Annotated in this window: 12 protein-coding genes; 7 read left to right on the plus strand and 5 right to left on the minus strand. The window is 45.5% G+C overall.

Going from position 1 to position 21,465, the window contains the following annotated elements:
• Positions 1-18 precede the first annotated feature (18 nt).
• From JT717_RS07795 to JT717_RS07815, 5 genes are read right to left on the minus strand one after another with little or no spacing between them, the layout of a single operon-like run.
• On the minus strand, positions 19-609 hold the full coding sequence (locus JT717_RS07795; RefSeq protein WP_205509635.1) for a chemotaxis protein CheB: 591 nt from the start codon (positions 607-609) through the stop codon (positions 19-21).
• Positions 591-1,403, minus strand: coding sequence for a CheR family methyltransferase (locus JT717_RS07800; RefSeq protein WP_205509636.1), 813 nt, complete (start codon positions 1,401-1,403; stop codon positions 591-593). The genes JT717_RS07795 and JT717_RS07800 overlap by 19 nt, the downstream gene beginning before the upstream one ends.
• Positions 1,404-1,435: 32 nt before the next feature.
• Positions 1,436-5,026 carry a response regulator gene (locus tag JT717_RS07805; RefSeq protein WP_205509637.1) on the minus strand — a complete coding sequence of 1,197 codons (3,591 nt, stop codon included), beginning with the start codon at positions 5,024-5,026 and terminating at the stop codon, positions 1,436-1,438.
• 30 nt (positions 5,027-5,056) lie between these two features.
• Positions 5,057-6,304 (minus strand): sensor histidine kinase, encoded by a 1,248-nt coding sequence (locus JT717_RS07810; RefSeq protein WP_205509638.1) that lies wholly within the window; start codon positions 6,302-6,304, stop codon positions 5,057-5,059.
• Between the two features lie 24 nt (positions 6,305-6,328).
• Positions 6,329-6,784 (minus strand): response regulator, encoded by a 456-nt coding sequence (locus JT717_RS07815; protein WP_205509639.1) that lies wholly within the window; start codon positions 6,782-6,784, stop codon positions 6,329-6,331.
• A gap of 431 nt (positions 6,785-7,215) precedes the next feature.
• Here JT717_RS07815 and JT717_RS07820 point away from each other — a divergent pair, with 431 nt between their 5' ends.
• The 7 genes from JT717_RS07820 (at position 7,216) to JT717_RS07850 (ending at position 21,464) form a co-directional block, all read left to right on the plus strand.
• Positions 7,216-11,337, plus strand: coding sequence for a two-component regulator propeller domain-containing protein (locus JT717_RS07820; protein WP_205509640.1), 4,122 nt, complete (start codon positions 7,216-7,218; stop codon positions 11,335-11,337).
• 1,232 nt (positions 11,338-12,569) lie between these two features.
• Positions 12,570-16,613, plus strand: a complete 4,044-nt coding sequence (locus tag JT717_RS07825; RefSeq protein WP_205509641.1) for a response regulator — start codon at positions 12,570-12,572, stop codon at positions 16,611-16,613.
• A 12-nt stretch (positions 16,614-16,625) separates the two neighbouring features.
• Positions 16,626-17,438: a CheR family methyltransferase gene (locus tag JT717_RS07830; RefSeq protein WP_205509642.1), complete on the plus strand. Its 813-nt coding sequence runs from the start codon at positions 16,626-16,628 to the stop codon at positions 17,436-17,438.
• 15 nt (positions 17,439-17,453) lie between these two features.
• The gene (locus tag JT717_RS07835) at positions 17,454-18,035 is read left to right on the plus strand and encodes a chemotaxis protein CheB (protein ID WP_205509643.1); all 582 of its coding nucleotides are present in this window, start codon (positions 17,454-17,456) and stop codon (positions 18,033-18,035) included.
• A complete protein-coding gene (locus JT717_RS07840; RefSeq protein WP_205509644.1) occupies positions 18,035-19,537 on the plus strand; it encodes a hybrid sensor histidine kinase/response regulator in 1,503 nt (500 codons plus the stop codon). The genes JT717_RS07835 and JT717_RS07840 overlap by 1 nt, the downstream gene beginning before the upstream one ends.
• On the plus strand, positions 19,530-19,985 hold the full coding sequence (locus JT717_RS07845; protein WP_205509645.1) for a response regulator: 456 nt from the start codon (positions 19,530-19,532) through the stop codon (positions 19,983-19,985). The genes JT717_RS07840 and JT717_RS07845 overlap by 8 nt, the downstream gene beginning before the upstream one ends.
• A 3-nt stretch (positions 19,986-19,988) precedes the next feature.
• Complete coding sequence (locus JT717_RS07850) at positions 19,989-21,464, plus strand: hybrid sensor histidine kinase/response regulator (RefSeq protein ID WP_205509646.1); 1,476 nt, start codon at positions 19,989-19,991, stop codon at positions 21,462-21,464.
• Position 21,465: the final 1 nt, after the last annotated feature.

Consider the following 21,465-nt stretch of genomic DNA (forward strand, 5'->3'; position numbering starts at 1 on the left):
GGGAACACTGCTTTCACATTATGGCAAGCCGTTCACAAATTGAACGATGGCTGCAGTTATCTCTTCCGGGTCCACAATTTTGTCAACGATATTGCGGTTGATGGCCTGCCTGGGCATAATGTCAATTTCAGCGCTCTGGGGTGTTTGCACCAGGGTATAACCACCCAGCTCCTTGATGCGGGCAAGCCCTTCCGTGCCATCAAAATTGGCGCCGCTTAATAAAATGCCTATGACCCGGTTGGTAAAGGTTTCGGCTACCGATTCAAATGTTACATCAATACTGGGCCGGCAGAAATGCACCTTTTCAGCGGTATCTAATGAAAAGCATTCTTTATTCTCAATGAGTAAATGATAGTCGGGTGGCGCGATGTAAATATTACCGGGAATGATAGGGTCCTTATCTTCTACTTCCTTGACGGGGTATTGAGACCTGTGTGCGATCAGGTCTTCCAGGATGGAATCATTATCGATCTTTCGGTGAATGACAATGATGATCACCACCGTTGGCAGTAACGGTAACCTGTTGGCTATTTGCAGGATCACTTCCAGGCTGCCTGCTGAACCGCCAATGACGACAACAGCGCCCGGGCTTATTTCATCTTTCTCCATATCTTTTCTTTGTGCGCAAGCTGCGTGTATTGTGATGCAATGGATGAAAACCGCAGGTTTTCCTTAGAACCCAATATCAGGAAACCCAGCTTTTCGAGACTGTTGTCGAACAAGGTGAGTACTTTATCCTGCAGTATTTTATCGAAGTAGATCAAAACATTGCGGCAGAGGATGATCTGAAATTCGTTGAATGACCGGTCAGAGACCAGGTTATGGGTAGCCACCACCATTTTCTCCTTAAACCGGTCGTGGAACTTGGCCCATTCATATTTGGCGGTGTAATAATCCGAAAAATCTTTTTTACCACCGGCGGCAATGTAATTCTCTGAATATTGTTTCATTTGTGATAGCGGAAAGATGCCCCGTTTGATATTTTCTATTACGGTTGGGTTAAGATCTGTGGCGTACAACAGTGATTTATGTAATAAGTTCGCTTCTTCAAGCATGATCGCCATCGAGTATACTTCTTCGCCGGTTGAACAACCTGCATGCCAGATGCGGATGAAAGGATGTGTGGCCAGTCCCGGTAAAATTTCATCCCGGATCGTTTTGAACAATTGCGGATCCCTGAACATCTCCGTAACATTTACGGTGAGCTCCTGCACCACATGATTGGTATAACTGGCATCGCTTTTTATCCTGTATAACAGTTCTGCAAAACTGGGCAGCCGGTCTATTACCATTAACCTGTTCACTCTTCGTTTTAATGAAGCTTTCGCATAATTGCCGAAATCGTAACCATATTTTTCGAACAGCACAGCTACAAGAATATCCAGGTCCTCATCTTTGATCATATTTGCTTTTTTACAGCATGGAAAAGGTGTCTTTACTTATACAACCACACGCGCAGAAGGGAAATAAGCTGATCAACATCTACCGGTTTGGTGATGTAATCAGATGCACCTGCCGCAATGCATTTTTCCCGGTCGCCCGTCATGGCTTTGGCAGTAACGGCTATTACGGGTAAGTTACGATATTGTGGCATCTGGCGCAAACGTTTGGTGGTTTCATAACCATCCAGCTCGGGCATCATCATATCCATCAAGACCATATCGATCTTGGTATTGGCTTCCAGCTGCCGTAATGCTTCCTTCCCATCGATGGCCGAGAGCACATTCATGCCATAACTCTCCAGAGACTTGGTCAATGAAAAAATATTGCGCACGTCATCATCTACTACGAGCACGGTTCTTCCTTTCAATACTTCACCCGTCTCGATCTTGCGGCTGCGGCGATAGGCCGGTTTCTCCTGCTGGTTTTCTTCTACCAGGTGCAGGAACAATGATACTTCATCGAGAATACGCTGATAGGAGTGCGCCGTTTTTACAACGATTGAATCGGCATATTGCCTCAGTTTCAGTTCTTCGGTTTGCGACAGGTTCTTGCCTGTGAAAACAATAATGGGAATATCTTCCAGGCCTTCTGTTTTTTTCACCAGGTCCAGCGTGTCATAGGATTGTTGCGCAGGTATGCCCATATCCAAAATCACACAATCGATCTCTTTCTTGTTGAGCGCCTGAATGCCTTCATCAACAGAATTTTTTATTTCAGAAGCGACATTGTAATTGCTTAAAAAATAAGCGAGCGCCCTGGCGTGCTGGGCATTCTCTTCAACGATCAGTACTTTTTTAGGTTCGCGGTTGAGCGCATTCTCAATTTTTGAGAACATTTCGCCCAGCTTCTCAAAGGCCACCGGTTTGTTAATGAAATCAACTGCGCCTTTTGACAAACTTTTGGTTTTAACCTGGTAGGCCGACATCATATGTACCGGAATATGCCTGGTGCTGTGATTTGATTTCAATTCATCCATTACCTGCCAGCCGCTCATCACCGGCAACTGCAGATCGAGTAAAATACCCAGCGGGATGTATTGTTTGGCAAGGCTAATACCTTCATCGCCCCGTACGGCTACAATGCCTTTATATCCTTTTGTGCGCGTATAGTCGAGCAGCGAGCGGGCGAAGGCAGTATCGTCTTCAATGATGAGGATCACTTTGTCGCCAGCCTCTATGTTTGGCCGGTCGTCGTCAACCGGAGAAGGGATTACCGGAGACACAAACTGGTTTTCGCCCTGGCTTAGGGGGGCGCTCCTTTTTTCTTTGACGTCCCGGTAAACGGGTGGTGCTTCTGGTATCCCTGCCGGCTTTTCAATTTTAGCGTCTTTCGTCGATGGCAAAACGAGGGTGAACTCGCTGCCTTGTCCCGGCTCACTGTTCAACAGTATTTCGCCATTCAGCAATTGAGCCAGTTTGCGGCTAATGCTCAATCCGAGGCCGGTACCACCAAATTGCCGGCGGGTACTGCCATCTGCCTGTTGAAATGCTTCAAAAATGATCGCCTGTTTTTCTTTAGGAATGCCAATGCCGGTATCCTTTACAGAGAACCAGCAATCGTTCCCTTTTTTTGTAATGCTAAGCGTTACGGAACCTTTTTTGGTAAACTTCAGTGCATTAGAGATCAGGTTGCGTAAGATCTGGTTCAGCCGCATTCTGTCCGTCTCCATAGTAAGCGCGCTGTTGTTTTCGTGCTCAATGATAAAGGCGATGCCTTTTTCTGATGCCAGTGGTGAGAACAGGGAATCCAGCTCATTTACTATTTCACTGATCCGTACGTCGGTATACTCGAGTTCCATTTTACCGGCTTCTATTTTCGAGAGGTCGAGGATCTCATCGATCAACGAAAGTAATCCCTTGCCGGAGGTTTGGATCACATTGGCATATTCGATCTGGTCTTTGGTTAGGTTATTCGAATGGTTTTCGGTCAATAAACGCGATAAAAGCAGGATGGAATTAAGCGGTGTGCGCAGTTCGTGCGACATATTGGCCAGGAACTCCGATTTATACCGGGTGCTTTGGGCCAGGTCATCGGCCCGCTGTTGTATTTCCAGGTTTCTTTCCAGGATCATTTCATTCTTCTCTTCCAGCAAACGGCTTCTTTCTTCCAGCTCCTGGTTGGCATGTTGCAGTTCTTCCTGTTGAACCCTTAATTCTTCTTCACTGGTTTGCAATCTTTCTGCCTGTGCTTCCAGCTCGGCATTGATATTTTCCAGTTCAGTATGTTGTGCCTGTAATTCTTCTGATTGGGCCTGGGTCTCCGCCAGCAGTTCCTGCAGGCGCTGATGGTCACGGGCGCTATGAATGGCCATACCGATATTATACCCGGCGTCGCGTAAAAACTTGAGTTTGATCTTTGAAAAGTTCTCCAGTGCGGCGATCTCCATAACGCCTTTTAGCCGGCTTTCAAAATAGATGGGAATGGCAAGGATGGCAACCGGCTTAACCGAACCGCCTGAGAAATTAATGATCAATTGTGATTCAGAAATATTTTCGAGCAATACCTGCCGGCCTGCCTGGGCACATTGACCGGCAATGCCTTCGCCAAAGTAAATAGTTGTATTTTCGGCCCTGTTGCTGATGCCTATACCGGCGGCCAGTTGCAGGCTGTTCTCATCTTTTCGCAAATAGAAGGCGCCCAGGGCCGCACTGGTATAATTGGTGATAAAGTCAATGACATCATAAGTAAGGATCTCCAGTTCTTTCTTTCCGATCATGATCTCGTTCAGTTGCGCAATTCCCGCCTGCAACCATTGCTGATCTTTGAGCTCAGTAAAGGATTCATGCAGGGCATTGGTCATTTTATTGAGGGAGCCGGCAATGCTGGCAAGCGCATCGTTACCGGTATCTTCTACCTTTACATCATAATTGCCTCCGGATACTTCGGTAGCCACCTCGTTGATCATCTGTATCCGTTGTGAGATCTGCTCGTCTTTTTCCTGCAAGGCCTGTTGCAGGGCGGCCCTTTTCTGAAAATCGTTTAAAGTTCGTACAAAAGAAATAACTGTTACCACCAGGCCCAGCGCGCAGGCAATTAAGATCAGGGCAGGGGTGCTGGCAACAAAACGGTTCATGTTCTTCGTTCTCACGTTCAGCAGCGCTTCTTCCCGTTCCTGCATTCGTTTTACAATGGCTCTTATTACATCCATATGCCTTTTGCCCTCTACGAGCAGACTGTCGTCTATAGTTTCACCGTTGCGCTTCCGCTGAATGAGTGTTTCCAGGTAATTCAACCGTTTAATAACATGACTTTGTAAAAGCGCTACATCTTCCTTTTGTACTACATTGTCTGCAGTAAGCTTTTTTATGTCACTCAGCAGTATGTTCGTTCTGTCGGGAACGCCGTTATACTGTTCAAGAAATTCTTTTTTGCCGGTTAACAGGTAACCGCGCTGGCCGGTTTCGGCGTCTACCAAACCGGTCATTACCTTTTCTACTTTTTTGGCCACTTCATTGGTGTGATTGACCAGTCTTGCACTGAACAATAAGTTGTTGATGCTGATGTACGACGCAACGGCGCTTACGACCAGCAGTAACAACGAAATGCCATAACCAATAATGAGATTGCGCTTGAAAGCATGCATCTTATTCAGTATGTTTTTAGGTGATTATCGCTATTGCGGATTGTTGCCTTGTTTTACAGGAAGTACAATGGTAAAGGTAGCCCCTTCTCCTTCCTGGCTTTTTACCCCGATCACGCCGTTGTGCTTTTCTACTATTTTCTTTACAATCGCCAGGCCGATACCCGTTCCCTCATATTGCGTTTTGCCATGCAAGCGTTGAAAGATCACAAAGATCTTATCAATGTACGATTCATCGAGCCCAATGCCGTTGTCGCTGATATGGATCCGAATGTACCGGCCCTCGTTACAGGCAGGAGCATCGAGCGACAGTTCATTCACCAGCTCACTATAGATCTTAACTACCGGCCGCACCTCTTTTTTTGAGAATTTCAGGGCATTGCTCAGGAAATTCTGAAACAATTGTCGCATTTGTCCGGGTATTGCCTCAATCTCGGGCAGCTTGCAAACCTGGATATCAGCCTGCTTTTCTTTCACGGTTATTTCGAGGTCGGCGAGGGCGTCTTTTATCACTTCATTCAGGTTTACCGCCGTAAACAATGAGGCGGCCGAGAGTTTTGAATAGCTCAGCAGCGCATTGATCAAATTCCGCATTCTTTCGGAAGAGGTGATCACCTTCGATATCTCCTGTTTTGCTTCGGGGATATCAGCCAGGTATTTGTCTTCTATGATCTTAATGAAGGTAATGATCTTACGCAGCGGCTCCTGCAGGTCGTGACTGGCCAGATACGCATATTGCGCCAGCTCTGCGTTCCGGTTCTCCAGGTCTTTATTTAATTGCAAGAGGTCTTTTGTCCTTTCTTCAACTTTATATTCCAGCAGCGAATTGATCTGTTCTATTTCCTGTTGCGATTTTTTGCGCATTTCAATCTCTTTCCGGAGCGCCTCTTCCACTTTTTTCAGTTCCTTTTTTTGCTGGTAAAGCCGGTTAAAGGTCCTTACTTTTAGCAATAATAATTCATTGTCAAATGGTTTGGTGATATAGTCCACACCGCCGGAGTCATACCCTTTGGCAATAAAACGCTTGTCGATGTTCACCGCCGAAAGAAAAATGATCGGAATGTCCCTCGTTTTATTAAGTCCCGAAATGGCTTCGGCTACTTCATATCCATCCATATCCGGCATCTGCACATCGAGGATGATTACCGAATATTCATTCTTTAAGATTTTTTTCAGCGCTTCTTCTCCTGAAGAGGCAGTATCAGTTTCGTAAGCATATAATTGCAGCAGGGATCTTAATGAAAACAGGTTTTCATATTTATCATCAACGATAAGGATCATATGAACGACTACTAATAAGAATAACTAACAAACGATGAAACAACTTATATCTTTTTCCAGTGACTGCAAGGTTGATGGAAGTTTAGGTATAGGTGTATGTGCAATGGCCGATAACAGTATTTTTAATTCTTTAACGCCCCATGGCTTGGTAATAAAACACATGGCCCCCAGCATCATGGTTTCTTCAATGTCTGAAGATTGGGAAGATGTGGTGTACATAAGCACAGGAATATGTTTCAGCCTTTCATCCTGTTTAATGGTCTTCAAACACTCCTTGCCATCCATACGGGGCATGTTGATATCGAGAAATATCAGGGAAGGTAATTGATTGATATTGTCAGTGAGAAAGTCAATGGCTGCTTTACCATTCGTTGCAGAGAAAAACTGTATTTTTTCATCCACCTTTTTCAGGCTTTCCTGAAAAATAATTATATCGTCGATATCGTCATCAACGAGTAAAAAACTACGGGGCTGAATCATATGAACAATTCCTGATTTATGAGAATAAATGATTTTCTATGCCTGATCCCTCACATTATCGTTTTTCTCATTGATTGTCAACGTAAGGCATAGAAAATACATTTGCAATCCACAGACCACGGGAACTCGGGTAAAAAAATCCACAAATTTATCGGAAACCGTTCATTAAATCGTTCTTTTTCAAAATATTTGTACATGTATGGGTGATATTGGTAACAGTAATAAGTAAACCCTCACCGGTTATGGAATCGCCGTTTTAACCCCTAAGACCCTTATTCTCTATACCCGAGAACGAAGCGACCTTTGTTGTACAGTCTGCCGGCCCTGATCCCTGTTTGATGCGGATGTCGTTTTTGGCGGCATACTGTTAACAAATATTACTTTGGAAAAGCTTTTAAGCCCGCCCTTCTTTTATTATACTTGCCGCCGGAATGCCGCCCTATTTAAAACCCTTTGCCAAAACCCTGGTTTTGCTGCCTGTATGTATCAGTATGATCATGCTATTGCAGGCACAACATCCTTCCTTTCATTTTGCACAGCTCGATATCAACCAGGGGCTCTCCAACAACCAGGTCACCTGCATTTATAAGGGCAGAAAAGGTTTCATGTGGTTTGGCACCATGAGCGGGTTGAACCGTTTCGATGGGTACACCTGTAAGATCTTCCGGCATTCTATCCAGGATACTACCTCCATTGGCGACGATTGTATCACAAAGATCACTGCCGGTCCCCTTGGTAAACTATGGGTACTGACAAACCTCGGATTCAATATTTACGATCCGGCAACAGAACGATTTGACCGGCGTGTTGATAAATATCTGCAGCGGCTTGGATTGCCTGCTTATGGCCTTACAGATATTGTTCCCTTGCAGAAAGGATCTTTGTTTGTGTACCGCGACGAAGGCGTTTTTTATTTAGAAGAAGATAAACCTGTTGTGCGTTTAATTGACAATGGCAACCGGGAGTTCAATATCATTGCCGATGTGAAAGAAGATGCACAGCATAATATCCGGGTTTTGTATTGCAATGGCATGATGGAGCTTTTTAATGGCGCCACAAAAAAGCTGGTGGCCCGCAGCAGCCTGCTGCAACAAAAACTGGGAACGAATAAACATGCATATCGTTTGTTTATCGATGCCCAAAATGAGTTATGGGTTTTTGGCGCCGGCATTACCAATGGCGTTTACCGCATCAACACTTCGCGTAATACTATTCAGCAAATTGCCCATAGTGAGGGCACAGCCATACTCAGCAGCAATATTATAGTGAGTGTGGCAGCAGATAATAAAGGGCTGATCTGGATCGCCACCGACCACGGCGGCCTCAATATCCTGAACAAGAACACCCAAACGGTTCAGGTGATAAGGAATAAACCGGGCGATGCCGGCAGCCTGGCACAGGATTGCCTCACCGGACTCTATAAAGATGACCTGGGTATCATGTGGGTGGGAACCTTTAAACAGGGGATCAGCTACTACCATGAAGGCATTGTAAAATTTCCCCTCTACCAGCATAAAGAAAACAGCACAACCAGTTTACCGTACAATGATGTGAACGAATTTGCGGAAGATAACAAAGGAAATATCTGGATCGGCACCAATGGCGGGGGACTGATCTATTTCGACCGCGCCAATAATACCTTTAAACAATTCAGGCATGATCCTAAAAATGAGAACAGCTTGTCGAGTGATGTGATCGTAAGCCTTCGTATCGACCATTTGAATGTGTTGTGGATCGGTACCTATTTTGGCGGCCTGGATAGTTATGACGGTAAAAAGTTTACTCATCACCGCCATAGTGTAAACGATAGCACCAGTTTGGCCGATAACCGCGTTTGGGAAATATTTGAAGACAGGAATAAAGACCTTTGGATAGGTACGTTGGAAGCCGGTCTGGAAAAATATGACCGCACTGCCAACCGCTTCACCCATTTCAAACCATTGGCGCCACATTCGGTGCATACCGGTTATATTGCTGATATTACTGAAGACAATACCGGAAAATTATGGATCGGAACTTCCTATGGAATTGATGTGCGTGATGGAAATACCGGCGTTTTTAAACAATTACTCGATCGTGATACCCGGCTCAGCAATAATAACATCATTTGTATTTATAACGATAGCCGGGGCCTCATTTGGGTAGGCACCCGCGATGGGTTGAATGTATATCATCCGGGCAAAAACAGCTTCCAGGTTTTCCGGAAAGAAGACGGCCTGCCCGACAATATGATCCTAACCATAGTGGAAGACAATGCGCATGATCTGTGGATCAGTACGCCCAATGGGATCAGTAAAGTGAGCTGTTCCGGCACATTGAATACCGGTATCCGGATAAATTGTATAAATTATGACCGGCTCGATGGTTTGCAGGGAGCCGCATTCAATGAAAATGCAGCCCTGAAAACGAAGAGAGGCGAGATCATCTTTGGCGGCCCCAACGGCTTTAACCTGTTCGATCCGGCCCGCCTAAGCACCAACATTAGTGCACCGCCGGTGGTATTGACCGGCCTGCAAGTCTTCAACCAGCATATTGGCACGGGCGACCGCTTCAGTAACCAGGTGATATTACAGAAATCGATCGCCGAAACCGAAGATATTGTGCTGAACTATGATGAAGATATTTTTTCCCTGGAGTTTGCTGCACTTGGTTATATCAATCCCCTGAAATGCAAATATGCTTACCGGCTAACAGGTTTCAACAATAATTGGTTATACACCGACGGCAGTTCGCGCAAGGTGACCTATACCAACCTGGACCCGGGAAAATATACATTTTATGTTAAAGCCGCCAACGACAAAGGCGTATGGAACGCGCAGGGTATAGCGGTGAACATTATTGTATTACCGCCGTTCTGGTTAACGCCCATGGCTTACCTCCTGTATTTGCTGGCAGCACTGGTCATTTTATTCTTAGCCCGGCGGATGACCATTCAACAGGCGAAGATGCGCTTTATGCTGGAGCAGGAAAGAAAAGAAGCCAGCCGTATGCAGGAACTGAACATGATGAAGATCCGCTTCTTCACCAACGTGAGCCATGAATTCCGTACACCGCTTACCCTGATCCTGACACCGCTCGAAAGAATGATCGGAACTGCCACCACGCCGGCACAACGATCCCAATACCAGTTAATACATCGCAATGCCCGGCGCTTGCTGAACCTGGTAAACCAGCTGCTCGATTTTCGCAAGATGGAAGTGCATGAATTAAAACTTCATCCCGTCGAAGGCGATATCATAAAATTCATTGAAGAGACAACGGGTTCATTTGCCGATATAGCTGAAAAGAAACAGATCCGGTTCTCTTATACCGCAAACAATAAAAGCCTGTACACGCAATTCGACCATGACAAACTGGAACGGATCATCTTTAACCTGCTTTCCAATGCGTTTAAGTTTACGTCTGAACATGGCGCTGTGTCGGTAGCAGTGATCACTGGCAAAAACCAGCACGGAAGCTGGCTGGAAATAAAAGTAAAAGATACAGGTATTGGTATTCCCGCGGGCCGGCATGAAAAAATATTTGAACGATTCTTTCAGCATGATGTGCCGGGCACCATGGTGAACCAGGGCAGCGGCATCGGCCTGGCCATTACCAAAGAATTTGTAAACCTGCTGAATGGCACGGTGCGGGTAGAAAGCGAAGAAGGTAAGGGCGCTTGCTTTACGGTATGGTTGCCGGTAAAGGAAATTACGCAGGCCGCAGCAGCGCCGCCCGTTGAAACGGCCATTAAGGCCATCGATGATACCCCGCCCAAGGATGCCCCAGTAAGTGCTGAAAAAAAGGAATTCACCATCCTGCTGGTAGAAGACAATGAAGATTTCCTGTTTTATCTCAAGGACAACCTGCGCGAATACTACAATATTGCAGAAGCGGTAAACGGGCGCGAAGGCTGGCAAAAGACGCTGTCGGTACATCCTGATATTGTTGTCAGCGATGTGAATATGCCGGAAATGAGTGGTATTGATCTGTGTAAAAAAATAAAGCAGGACCAACGCACCAAACATATTCCCGTAGTACTATTAACGGCCCTGGCCGGTGAAGAGCAGGAATTGCGTGGTATTGAAACCGGTGCAGCCGATTATATGACCAAGCCTTTCAATTTTGAGATCCTGGTAAGCAAAATAAAGAACCTGTTGCAGCAGCGACAGTCAATGAAACAAAGCTTTACCAAACAGATCGCCGTTAAGACAACGGATGTGCCTGTAGATTGTGCCGACGAAAAGTTTGTACAGGAAGCCCTGGCCATTGTAGAGAAGAATATTTCGAACGGCGATTTTTCGGTAGAAGAATTAAGCCGGGCTTTATTGCTGAGCCGGGCGGCCGTGTATAAACGCTTATTTGTTTTAACCGGTAAAACACCCATAGAATTTATACGATCCGTAAGGCTGCAACGGGCTGCCCAGCTGCTGGAAAAAACGAAAAAAACGATTGCGGAAATTGCCTATGAGACCGGCTTCAATAATCCCAAGTACTTCTCAAAATACTTCAAAGCGGAGTTTGGAAAATTACCTTCCGCATACCAGGCTGACGCCAAAAAGGGCGATCATTGACATAATATACCGTTATAATAGACCTTTTTTCACTTATGGCAACATTTTGATACCCTATTTTAGACGCCATGATACCCTCCCAATAATCAGAAGCTGCTAATTTCACACCGTCAAAAATGCTTGTCATCTGAGTGAAAAAATGATCGCTATGCGGTTTATACGATTTGCTTTGTGTTTTTCCTTGCTGTGTTCGAATGGTCTTTCGGCAATCTTTATATTTATCGCAGAGAAAAGTGTCATTATTAAGCGGACGCATATGATTCATTACTGGAAACCAAATGACCGTTTGACCAGGTACAATATTATTTTCCGGAGCTTGATTGTTCAATAAGCCACTTGTCCGGTAACGAATTATAAGGGTAATCCCTACATTTTTGGGAGGTACAGGAAACTAAGGATCAAAATGTTCTGAAAACAGACCGCCCGGTTGCAAACCGTTTTGGATTACGGGGGCGGTTTTGTTTTCAGACGAATGAGAATTATCTTCCATGCAAAATTGACCACTGTTTTAAATGATATCACCTTCTGGTCGGGCGAACCAGGTACAGCAGGTAGTTATAAAGGCAACTGCCAACAACAGCTTTGCCATTAAAAAGCCGGCGACTGCTAAAAAGCGTTGATCAAAAAAAATGCTAATCCTACAGATACCAGTAGCAACATCATTCGCGTTACTATGAGGAAGGGTGAAACCGTAGAATTAATTTTTTGATATGTAGGTTTATGTGAAGAAAGAGAGGCATCCCGCTTACGCGGGGTGCCTTTTTTACATGTATTGCTATTCGTAATTTCCTGGTGCAAAAATTCCTATCTCTAAGGCCCGTACCATCGTAATCATTGAAGGCGATCCCTCCCTTGTTAATCGTTAAAACACGATCTTTCATGGCGTACAACTGCAATAAGAGGCGCTTGTTCCATGGGGTATGTTCACCCTGTCTTTGTATCGTTTACCATTGACCAATGACCATTGACGTAAATTGACAGTAATCAATAAATTATTAATTGATTTAATTCAAATAATTATCGTAATTTCAACCAGTCCAACAGGTTACAGGGCTATATCTTTCTAAGATTCTGTTAAGTACACCCGATTTTTGAGGTTCCTGAATAGACTGGCTCAGGTTGATGTATAATAAACATTTATCGGCCTGAAAAATGAACAGGTTAGGTCTGCCGTAGCAATTTTTCCATCTGCAGCTATTTACCGGTGTAATGCTGCATAATCGCATATTGCTATGAAATTTATCCAAACGCTGTCGATCAGGAACAAACTGCTTATAGTATCCCTCGTTCCCCTGGCCGCCTTGTTGTATTTTTTGGGTGTTGATGTCATGGATAAGTTCTCCAAACGGAAGAATATAAAGCACGTATATAATAATGTACTGGAAATTGAAAAGATCAGCGATATCATCAGCAGCCTGCAGGATGAACGCGGGTTTTCCATCAGTTATTTGGCCAGTGGCGGAAAGGAAGATAAAAATGCGCTGCTTAATCAGCGCGTGCAAACCGACCGGGCAATAGCTGCCTATAATAAACTCCTAGAAGAACAGCATAAGCGCAAGGAATTGACCATGTTGCAGAATATCGGCGATGTGCGTATTGCCGTTAACCAGTTAACAGCGGATGTTGACACCATGGCGAGGACTTATGCAATCATGAATGTTCTGCTGTTAGACGATGCAAATATTACCTACCGCAGTGCACAGGATATCGATATCAGGAACGGCATTGAAACGCACCTTTATTTATTGAACACCAAGGGCTATTTAGGCCAGCTGCGAATGCGCCTGCACATTGCCCTGCTTGAAAAAGGGTTCAGTAAAGGCGAATATGCTGAATTTGCCAGGCTTAAAGGAAAATTTGAAAACCATTTTGACCGCTATTTTAAAAACGCATCGCCTGCCCATGTAGCTGCTTTTAATGAACGAATGAAAATTCCGGCGGTGGCGCTGACAAGAAAATGGATCGATTCGGTATTTAAATATCCGGAACTGGCCGGCACGATTTCGGTTAACGCCTGGCGTATTAATATTACCGCTTTTCTGAATGCATTAAATGAACTGGAAGACCTGTTGGTGAATGAGACCCGCAAACTGGTGGAAGAGAAACAGGCATTTTTAACGGCATCGTTGATCAGCGGGATGATCATTGTAATACTTGTGATCGCAGGCATCGCTATCCTCCTGTATCTGGTTATCCATTCTATTTCCACTTCTTTATCGGTTATTAAGAACGCTGCCGACCGTATTGCACTGGGGCAAATTGATCTTACCATTCCTGTTGATTCCAGAGATGAAATAGGCGATCTGGCAGTTTCATTCAATAAACTGATCCAGGTTTCCAAAGAATACACAGTGATCGCTGATACCATTGCCAAAGGCGATTATACGCCCGAGATCAATATCCGGGGCGATGACGACATCTTGGGCAAAGCCCTCACTAACATGAAAGATAACCTGCTGAAGTTGTCGGCTGAAAACGAGATCCGTACCTGGGTGCTCACCGGCGCCAGCGAACTGAATGTTATTTTACGGGGCGAAAAAGCGCTGCAAGACCTGGCCCAGCAGGTGATCAATATGATTACGGCTTATCTGAAAGCGCAGGTAGGCGCCATTTATGTGGTAGAAGACGATCAACTGCAACTGGTAGGCAGCTACGCTTTTTCGCATCGCAATGGGAATATGAATAAATTTCAGCTGGGGGAAGGATTGGTAGGGCAGGCCGCCCTGGAAAAAAAACCGATCATATTTGCTGACATTCCACCTGATTACATAAAAGTGAATTCAGGCCTGGGCCAGGCAGCGCCCCGTAATATCCTGGTATATCCATTCCTGTACGACAGTTCTGTAAAAGGGGTGATCGAAATCGGCAGTGTGCGGGAGTTCACTGACCTGGATCTCCAGTTGCTGAAAATAGTGGCTGAAAGTATTGGCATTGCCATCAATTCTTCGCAGGTAAGAACGAAACAAAAAGAATTGCTGGAAGAAACGCAGCGCCAGGCCGAAGAACTGGAAACCCAGCAGGAAGAGCTGAAACAAACCAATGAAGAGCTGCAGGAAAAGACCCAGTTGCTTGAGCGGTCACAAGCCGAATTGCGCGCCCAGCAGGAAGAGTTGCAGCAAACCAATGAAGAACTGGAAGAAAAAGCCAATTTACTGGAAGAACAAAAAGAAAAACTGGAGCTGGCCAAGCTGGAAGTGGAAAGCAAGGCGCAGGAACTGGAGGCCACCAGCAGATACAAATCGGAGTTCCTGGCCAATATGTCGCATGAACTGCGCACACCGCTTAACAGCATATTGATACTGGCCCAGCTCCTGGCCGAGAATAAGAACAAATCACTCACAGAGAAAGACATAGAGTTTGCCACCAATATTCATAATTCCGGTTCCGACCTGTTGAACCTCATCAATGAGATCCTCGACCTGTCGAAAGTGGAAGCCGGAAAGATAGAGATCGAAATAGAGGAAGTGCCGGTGACTGAGCTTACGCAAAGCCTGCATCAGATGTTCAGTGAAATAGCCCGGAACAAGAATATCTATTTTACGATCAATTGCCGGGAGGATCAATTTTCTTCACCACTGCAAACCGACCGGCAACGCCTGGAACAAATATTACGCAACCTTCTTTCTAACGCGTTCAAATTCACCGACCGCGATGGGCAGGTTACAGTTAATATTGAAGTGCAGCGCCCGGATGTACGCCTGCGGAACGCCAAACTTCGCAGTCTGCCCGCAGTTGCCGCCTTCTCCGTTACAGATACGGGCATAGGCATTCCTGAGAGCAAGCAGGGTATCATTTTTGAAGCATTTCAGCAAGCCGACGGCTCAACCAAGCGAAAGTTTGGCGGTACCGGCCTGGGCTTGTCAATAAGCCGGGAGCTGGCCGGCGCGTTAGGCGGAGAAATTCATCTGGCCAGTGAGGAAGGTAAAGGCAGCACCTTTACCCTCTATCTGCCACTGGCATTTGATGCCGCCAATGTTGTGAAGGGAGAAAAGAATATCGAGATCAGGAAGCCGGAGCCGAAAAAGGTTTTTCCGGTAGTTCCTCCCCATGTGCCATTAACCGAAAAGGAAGCTGAGGACGATCGCTATACCATCAAGGAAAATGATAAAACCATATTGATCATTGAAGATGATGTAGCGTTTTCACGGGTATTGCTGGACATTGCCCGGGAAAAAGGGTACAAAGGTATAATTGCGCATCAGGGTAATACGGGTTTAAGCCTGGCGCGCTATTATCGTCCTGATGCCATAATCCTGGATATGAAGCTGCCGGTGCTGGATGGCTCGGAAGTGTTGCGGTTGTTGAAAAACGATCCCGAATTGCGGCATATACCGGTACAGATCATCTCCGGGTACGATCGCCGGAAAGAAGGGCTTGAACTGGGTGCCTTTGATTTCCTGCGCAAACCCATTACCCACGAGGCCGTAAAAGGGGCCTTTGATCGTATAGAAGATTTTATGAACCGTAAGCTGAAGAAGCTGCTGGTAGTAGAAGATAACCCCCAGCAGAATAAAGCCATCAGGGAACTCATCGGCAATGGCGACATAAAATCTTTTGCAGCCTACACCGGCCAGGAGGCATACAATATGTTGCAGGACGAGCGGTTCGACTGCATCATAATCGATCTGGGACTGCCCGATATGAGCGGCTTTGAGCTGATGGAAAAGATCAAGGAGCGCGAAGACCTGAACCGCATTCCGATCATTGTATATACCGGCCGGGATATGAACAAGGATGAAGCCCGCCAACTGGAAAAGCTGGCGAATACCGTCGTATTGAAAACCTCCAATTCAAAAGAACGGTTGTTAGATGAAACAGCGCTGTTCCTGCACCGGGTTGAATCGAAGTTGCCGAAGGAGAAGCAGCAGATCATCCGCAAACTCCACCGTACGGAAGAGATCCTTAGAAATAAAAAAGCGCTTATTGTTGATGATGATATGCGCAATATTTATTCCCTGACCAATGTGCTGGAGGAAGAAGGGATGAAATGTTATGTAGCGGAAAATGGCCGGGTAGCCATCGAGATGTTACAAAAGCATCCCGACGTTGACATCGTTCTTATGGATATCATGATGCCCGAAATGGATGGTTACGAAGCCACGGCCGCTATCCGTAAAATGAATGCATTTAATAAACTGCCCATCATTGCGCTAACGGCGAAAGCGATGAAAGGTGACCGGGAAAAATGCCTCGAAGCGGGCATGAGCGATTATGTTTCAAAACCGGTGAATATAGACCAGTTGCTGTCGCTGATGCGTGTATGGCTCTATCGATAAAAAGTTTTGTGAATGATTGCCAATGAAGAATACAGGCAGTTCCTGGAATCTGTCCGTTTTGTATATGGATACGATTTTACTGAGTATGCAGAAGCATCGGTGATCCGGCGAATACGGAGTTTCATGGAAGCCAATCAGATCCCCTCGCTTAAAGACCTGGGCAAAATGGTGATGAAAGATGAAACGGCATTTGAACATTTTATCCAGGAGATCACGGTGAATGTGACCGAGATGTTCCGTGATCCGCTTTTTTACAAAAGCCTGCGTAAAAATGTGATCAGCCGGTTGGCGACCTATCCTTTTATCAAAGTATGGATCGCCGGTTGTTCAACCGGTGAGGAAGTATACTCCATGGCCATTCTGTTCCGGGAAGAAGGTTTGTTGGAAAGAACGGTGATCTATGCCACCGATATAAACCAGGATGCCCTGCAAAAAGCAAAAGAAGGGATCTCTGCTATTACGAACATGAAGAATTATACCGAAAATTATCTGAAAGCCGGAGGAAAGAACTCCTTCAGTGATTACTATAAGGCTAAATACAACTCGGTGCTGTGGGATAAGAGCCTTCGGCAGAATATTGTTTTTTCGGTACATAACCTGGCCATGGATAAATCGTTCAACGAATTTCAATTGATCCTGTGCCGGAATGTGCTCATATATTTTAACCAATCCTTGCAAAGTAAAGTAATCAGCCTGTTCTATGAAAGTTTATGCCCTTTTGGTTTCCTGGGCTTGGGTAACAAAGAGTCGTTATTGTTTGCTGAAAAACAAAAGTGCTTCGAGGAGATAGATAGGAAAGAAAAAATTTTTATGAAAACGAAATAACCCGGGAAACCAGCCATGCAGTTAAGAAATGCGTATGATGCGATTGTTATCGGCGCTTCAGCAGGAGGACTATATGCCATGATCGAGATCCTGCGCGATTTGCCGGCCGGTTTTCCTTTACCGATAATAGTGGTGCAGCACCGGTCGAAAGATGAGCGCGCTTTACTGGAAGAAGTATTACAGCAGAAAAGTAAAATACGTATAAAACAGGCCGATGAAAAGGAACTGATCGAGCCCGGTACGGTATACTTTGCACCGCCTGATTATCATTTGCTTATTGAAGGGGACGGCAGTTTTTCCTTAAGCTTTGATGCGCCGGTAAATTTCAGCCGCCCTTCGATCGATGTGCTGTTTGAAACGGCAGCAGAAGTATATAAAGAAGGCCTTCTTGGAATTATACTAACCGGCGCCAATAAAGACGGCGCCAGGGGCATACAAAAGATCTCTCAGGCAGGTGGCACAACCATTGCCCAGTTACCTGAAACAGCTGATTACCCGGCGATGCCGAGAGCCGCCATAAATACCGGGTACGTTCAGCATATTTTAACACCGGTCGAAATAGGGGAATTTTTGCTCATAGTTGAAAAACGAAAATAATGGTGAAACAGGCACAAGACCACATTCTAATTGTAGATGATAAGATCAATAATATCTATGCTCTTGAACAGATCCTGGGCCGGCCGGGCCGTAAGCTCATCAGCGCTACCAATGGTAATGACGCCCTGAAAATAGCGCTTAACCAGGAAATTGACCTGATCCTGCTCGATGTACAGATGCCCGGGATGGATGGTTTTGAAGTGGCCCAGATCCTTAAATCCAATAAGCGCACGAGCGAAACCCCGATCATTTTTGTTACCGCCGAAAAAAAAGATCACAAGTTCGTAATGAAGGGATTTGAAGAAGGGGCGATCGATTACCTGTATAAACCCCTCAATCCCGATATCACAGAAGCGAAGGTTTCGGTACTGCTGCAGCTGCACCGCCAGCAGCGGGAGCTGAAAGAAAAGAACCAGGCGCTCGAAAATTACGCCCTGCTGATCAACAATTCTGCCGATCTTATTTGTATAATCAATAGCGGCTCCTTTCGATTTGAAGAGGTGAATGAAGCCGTGTATTCACTCCTGGGTTACACGCCGCAGGAGCTGAAAGGTTCTTCCCTGCTCGATTATTTGTCGGAGGAAGGCCAGGAAAGGATCAGATTATTAGCCAAAGAGTACCAGCCGATTTTCTCATTCGAAGTGCTGATGTTTACAAAGGACGGCGAACACCGGTTTTTCAGCTGGAATATTGTGCATAAGGATAATCTGTGGTTTGCCAATGGCCGTGATATCACCCGGCAAAAAAAGGCTGATTTCGAAATTAAGCAATTGAATGTAACCCTCGAAAGGAATATAGCCCAGTTACAATTGACCAATAAAGAGTTGGAATCATTTTCTTATTCGGTATCACACGACCTGCGGGCGCCGCTGCGCAGCATCAATGGCTATGCCCAAATGATCCAGGAAGACCATGCCCATGAATTCGGCGAGGAGGCGCAACGCATGTTGAATGTGATCAGGAACAATGCCAAAAAAATGGGCACGCTCATCGATGACCTGCTGTCTTTTTCAAGAATGGGCCGTAAAGAGATTACCCGCGTGACCATTGATTTTAACAAGCTGTTGGAGCCAATTATCGCCGACCTGAAGCAAAACGCACCTGCGGGCACGAAAATTACAATACATGCCCTGCATAATACGCAAGGCGATCCTGCGCTGCTGTCGCAGGTGTTTATTAACCTGATATCCAATGCAATAAAATATTCTGCAAAAAAAGAGACACCAGTGGTTGAAATAGGTTCAAATGAAAAGGACGAGGAAATTGAATATTATGTAAAAGACAACGGGGCCGGATTTGATATGCAATATGCACACAAGTTATTCGGGGTATTTCAACGATTGCATGGTAATGATGAATTTGAAGGAACAGGGGTGGGACTGGCCATTGTACAGCGCATTGTCGTGAAACACGGGGGAAAAGTATGGGCGGAAGGAAAGCTGAATGAGGGAGCAACTTTCTATTTCTCATTACCAAAAACCAATAACCTCCTATATGATTGAAAGTTTAAACTGTGCTAAAGTGGAGATAGTGCTGTGTGAAGATAATGCTGACGATGCAGAGCTGACGATCCGGGCCCTTTCAAAACAAGGATTGGCCAACTCTCTTATCCATTTGAAAGATGGCGAGGAATTACTGCATTTCATTTATGGAACCGGGCCTTACAATGGCAGAAATGTAGCCCTGCAGCCCAGGTTGATCATCCTCGACCTCAAAATGCCGAAAGTAGATGGACTGGAAGTTGTGCGAAAACTGAAAGCAGATAAAAGCACCAGTATGATACCCCTGGTGTTGCTTACCTCATCAAAAGAAGAGAAAGACATTATGGAAAGTTATTCGCTTGGGGTAAACAGCTATATAGTTAAACCGATGGAATTTGAAGGATATGTAAAGGCAGTTAGTACCATGGGCCTTTACTGGTTAATATTAAATCAACCCTATCAATCGTAATTTATGTCTACTGTGAAACCTACCAAATTGCTGATCCTCGAGCACGATGAGAATGACCTGGAATTGTTATTATATGAACTGAAGAAAGGCGCCCTGCATTTTATTCCCAAAATTGTCGAAAACAAGGAACAGTTCGGCAATGCATTGGTTGATTTTTGTCCGGACATCATCTTGTCGGATTATTCGTTACCCGGATTTGACGGCGTTTCTGCCTTCCGGATGAAACAGGAGATCTGCCCTGATGTGCCGTTCATCATCGTATCAGGCACTATCGGCGAAGAAAATGCTGTTGAGCTGATCAAGAACGGGGTGACCGACTATGCCATAAAAGACAAGTTATTCACTGTGATCCCTAAAATAAAAAGGGCCCTGAATGAAGCCAACGAACGGATGGAAAAGGCCGTCGCCGAACAGGACCTGCGCAACAGCCAGCGCCAGTTGGCCGAAGCGCAGCGTATTTCCAAAATAGGAAGCTGGGAGTTGGGGGAGAAGGGAGAGGTGATTGCCTGCTCCGATGAATTGTACCGCATTTTGGATATGGGTGAAGATACTCCTTTGACCTATGAGCTCTTTCTCAGTTTCGTACATCCCGATGATAAGGACATTGTATTGAAAGCGCAGCAAAAAACAGTGGAAACAGGCTCTACCGAACCCGTTCAATTCCGCATCATCAGTGCAACAGGGGTTGAAAAATATATCGAAGGGCGTGGCTCCCGGCGCCTGGATGCCTATGGTATCAGTTTCATAGGCACCTGTCAGGATGTTACCGAAAAAGTAAAAGCCGAACAACAGCTGGCCAGCTATTCAGAGCAGATAGCCCGGGAGCGTGAAGAGCATCAGCGCAAGCTGGTACGTGCTTCCATTGAAAGCCAGGAACGGGAAAGAGCCGAGATCGGCCGGGAATTGCATGATAATATCAACCAGATCCTGGCAGTTACCAAAGCGTATATAGAAGCCTCTTTGCAGGAAAAGGACATGCAGGAGGAACTGGCGCAACGCAGTATCAATAACCTGCAGCTGGCTATTAATGAGATCAGGAAGATCTCCAAGTCATTGGTTCCGCCGGTGATGGATAAGAACGGACTTATCGATTCCGTGCAGGACCTGATTGAAAATATCCGCCTGGTAAATCCTTTCGCTATCAATTTTATGTATGAAAAAGAGCAGTTACGGAACATTACCCCGCAGCAGCAACTGGCCCTGTACCGGATTGTACAGGAACAGTTCAATAACATCATAAAACACGCGCAGGCGCATAATGTATCTATTGAACTGTTTGAAAAGAACAACTTTATAGATCTCTGGATAAAAGACGATGGCAAGGGCTTCGATCCCAAGGAAAGAAGAAAGGGCGTGGGCTTGAGCAATATCCTCAGCCGCATCGAATTATTCGATGGCAAGCTGGAGGTCATTTCCTCCAAAGGGCAAGGCTGTACCATAAAGGTGCATGTGCCGAAGATGAGTAAGGAAGTAGCTTAGC

The organism is Longitalea arenae (genome assembly GCF_016924755.1).
Lineage (GTDB): Bacteria > Bacteroidota > Bacteroidia > Chitinophagales > Chitinophagaceae > Niastella > Niastella arenae.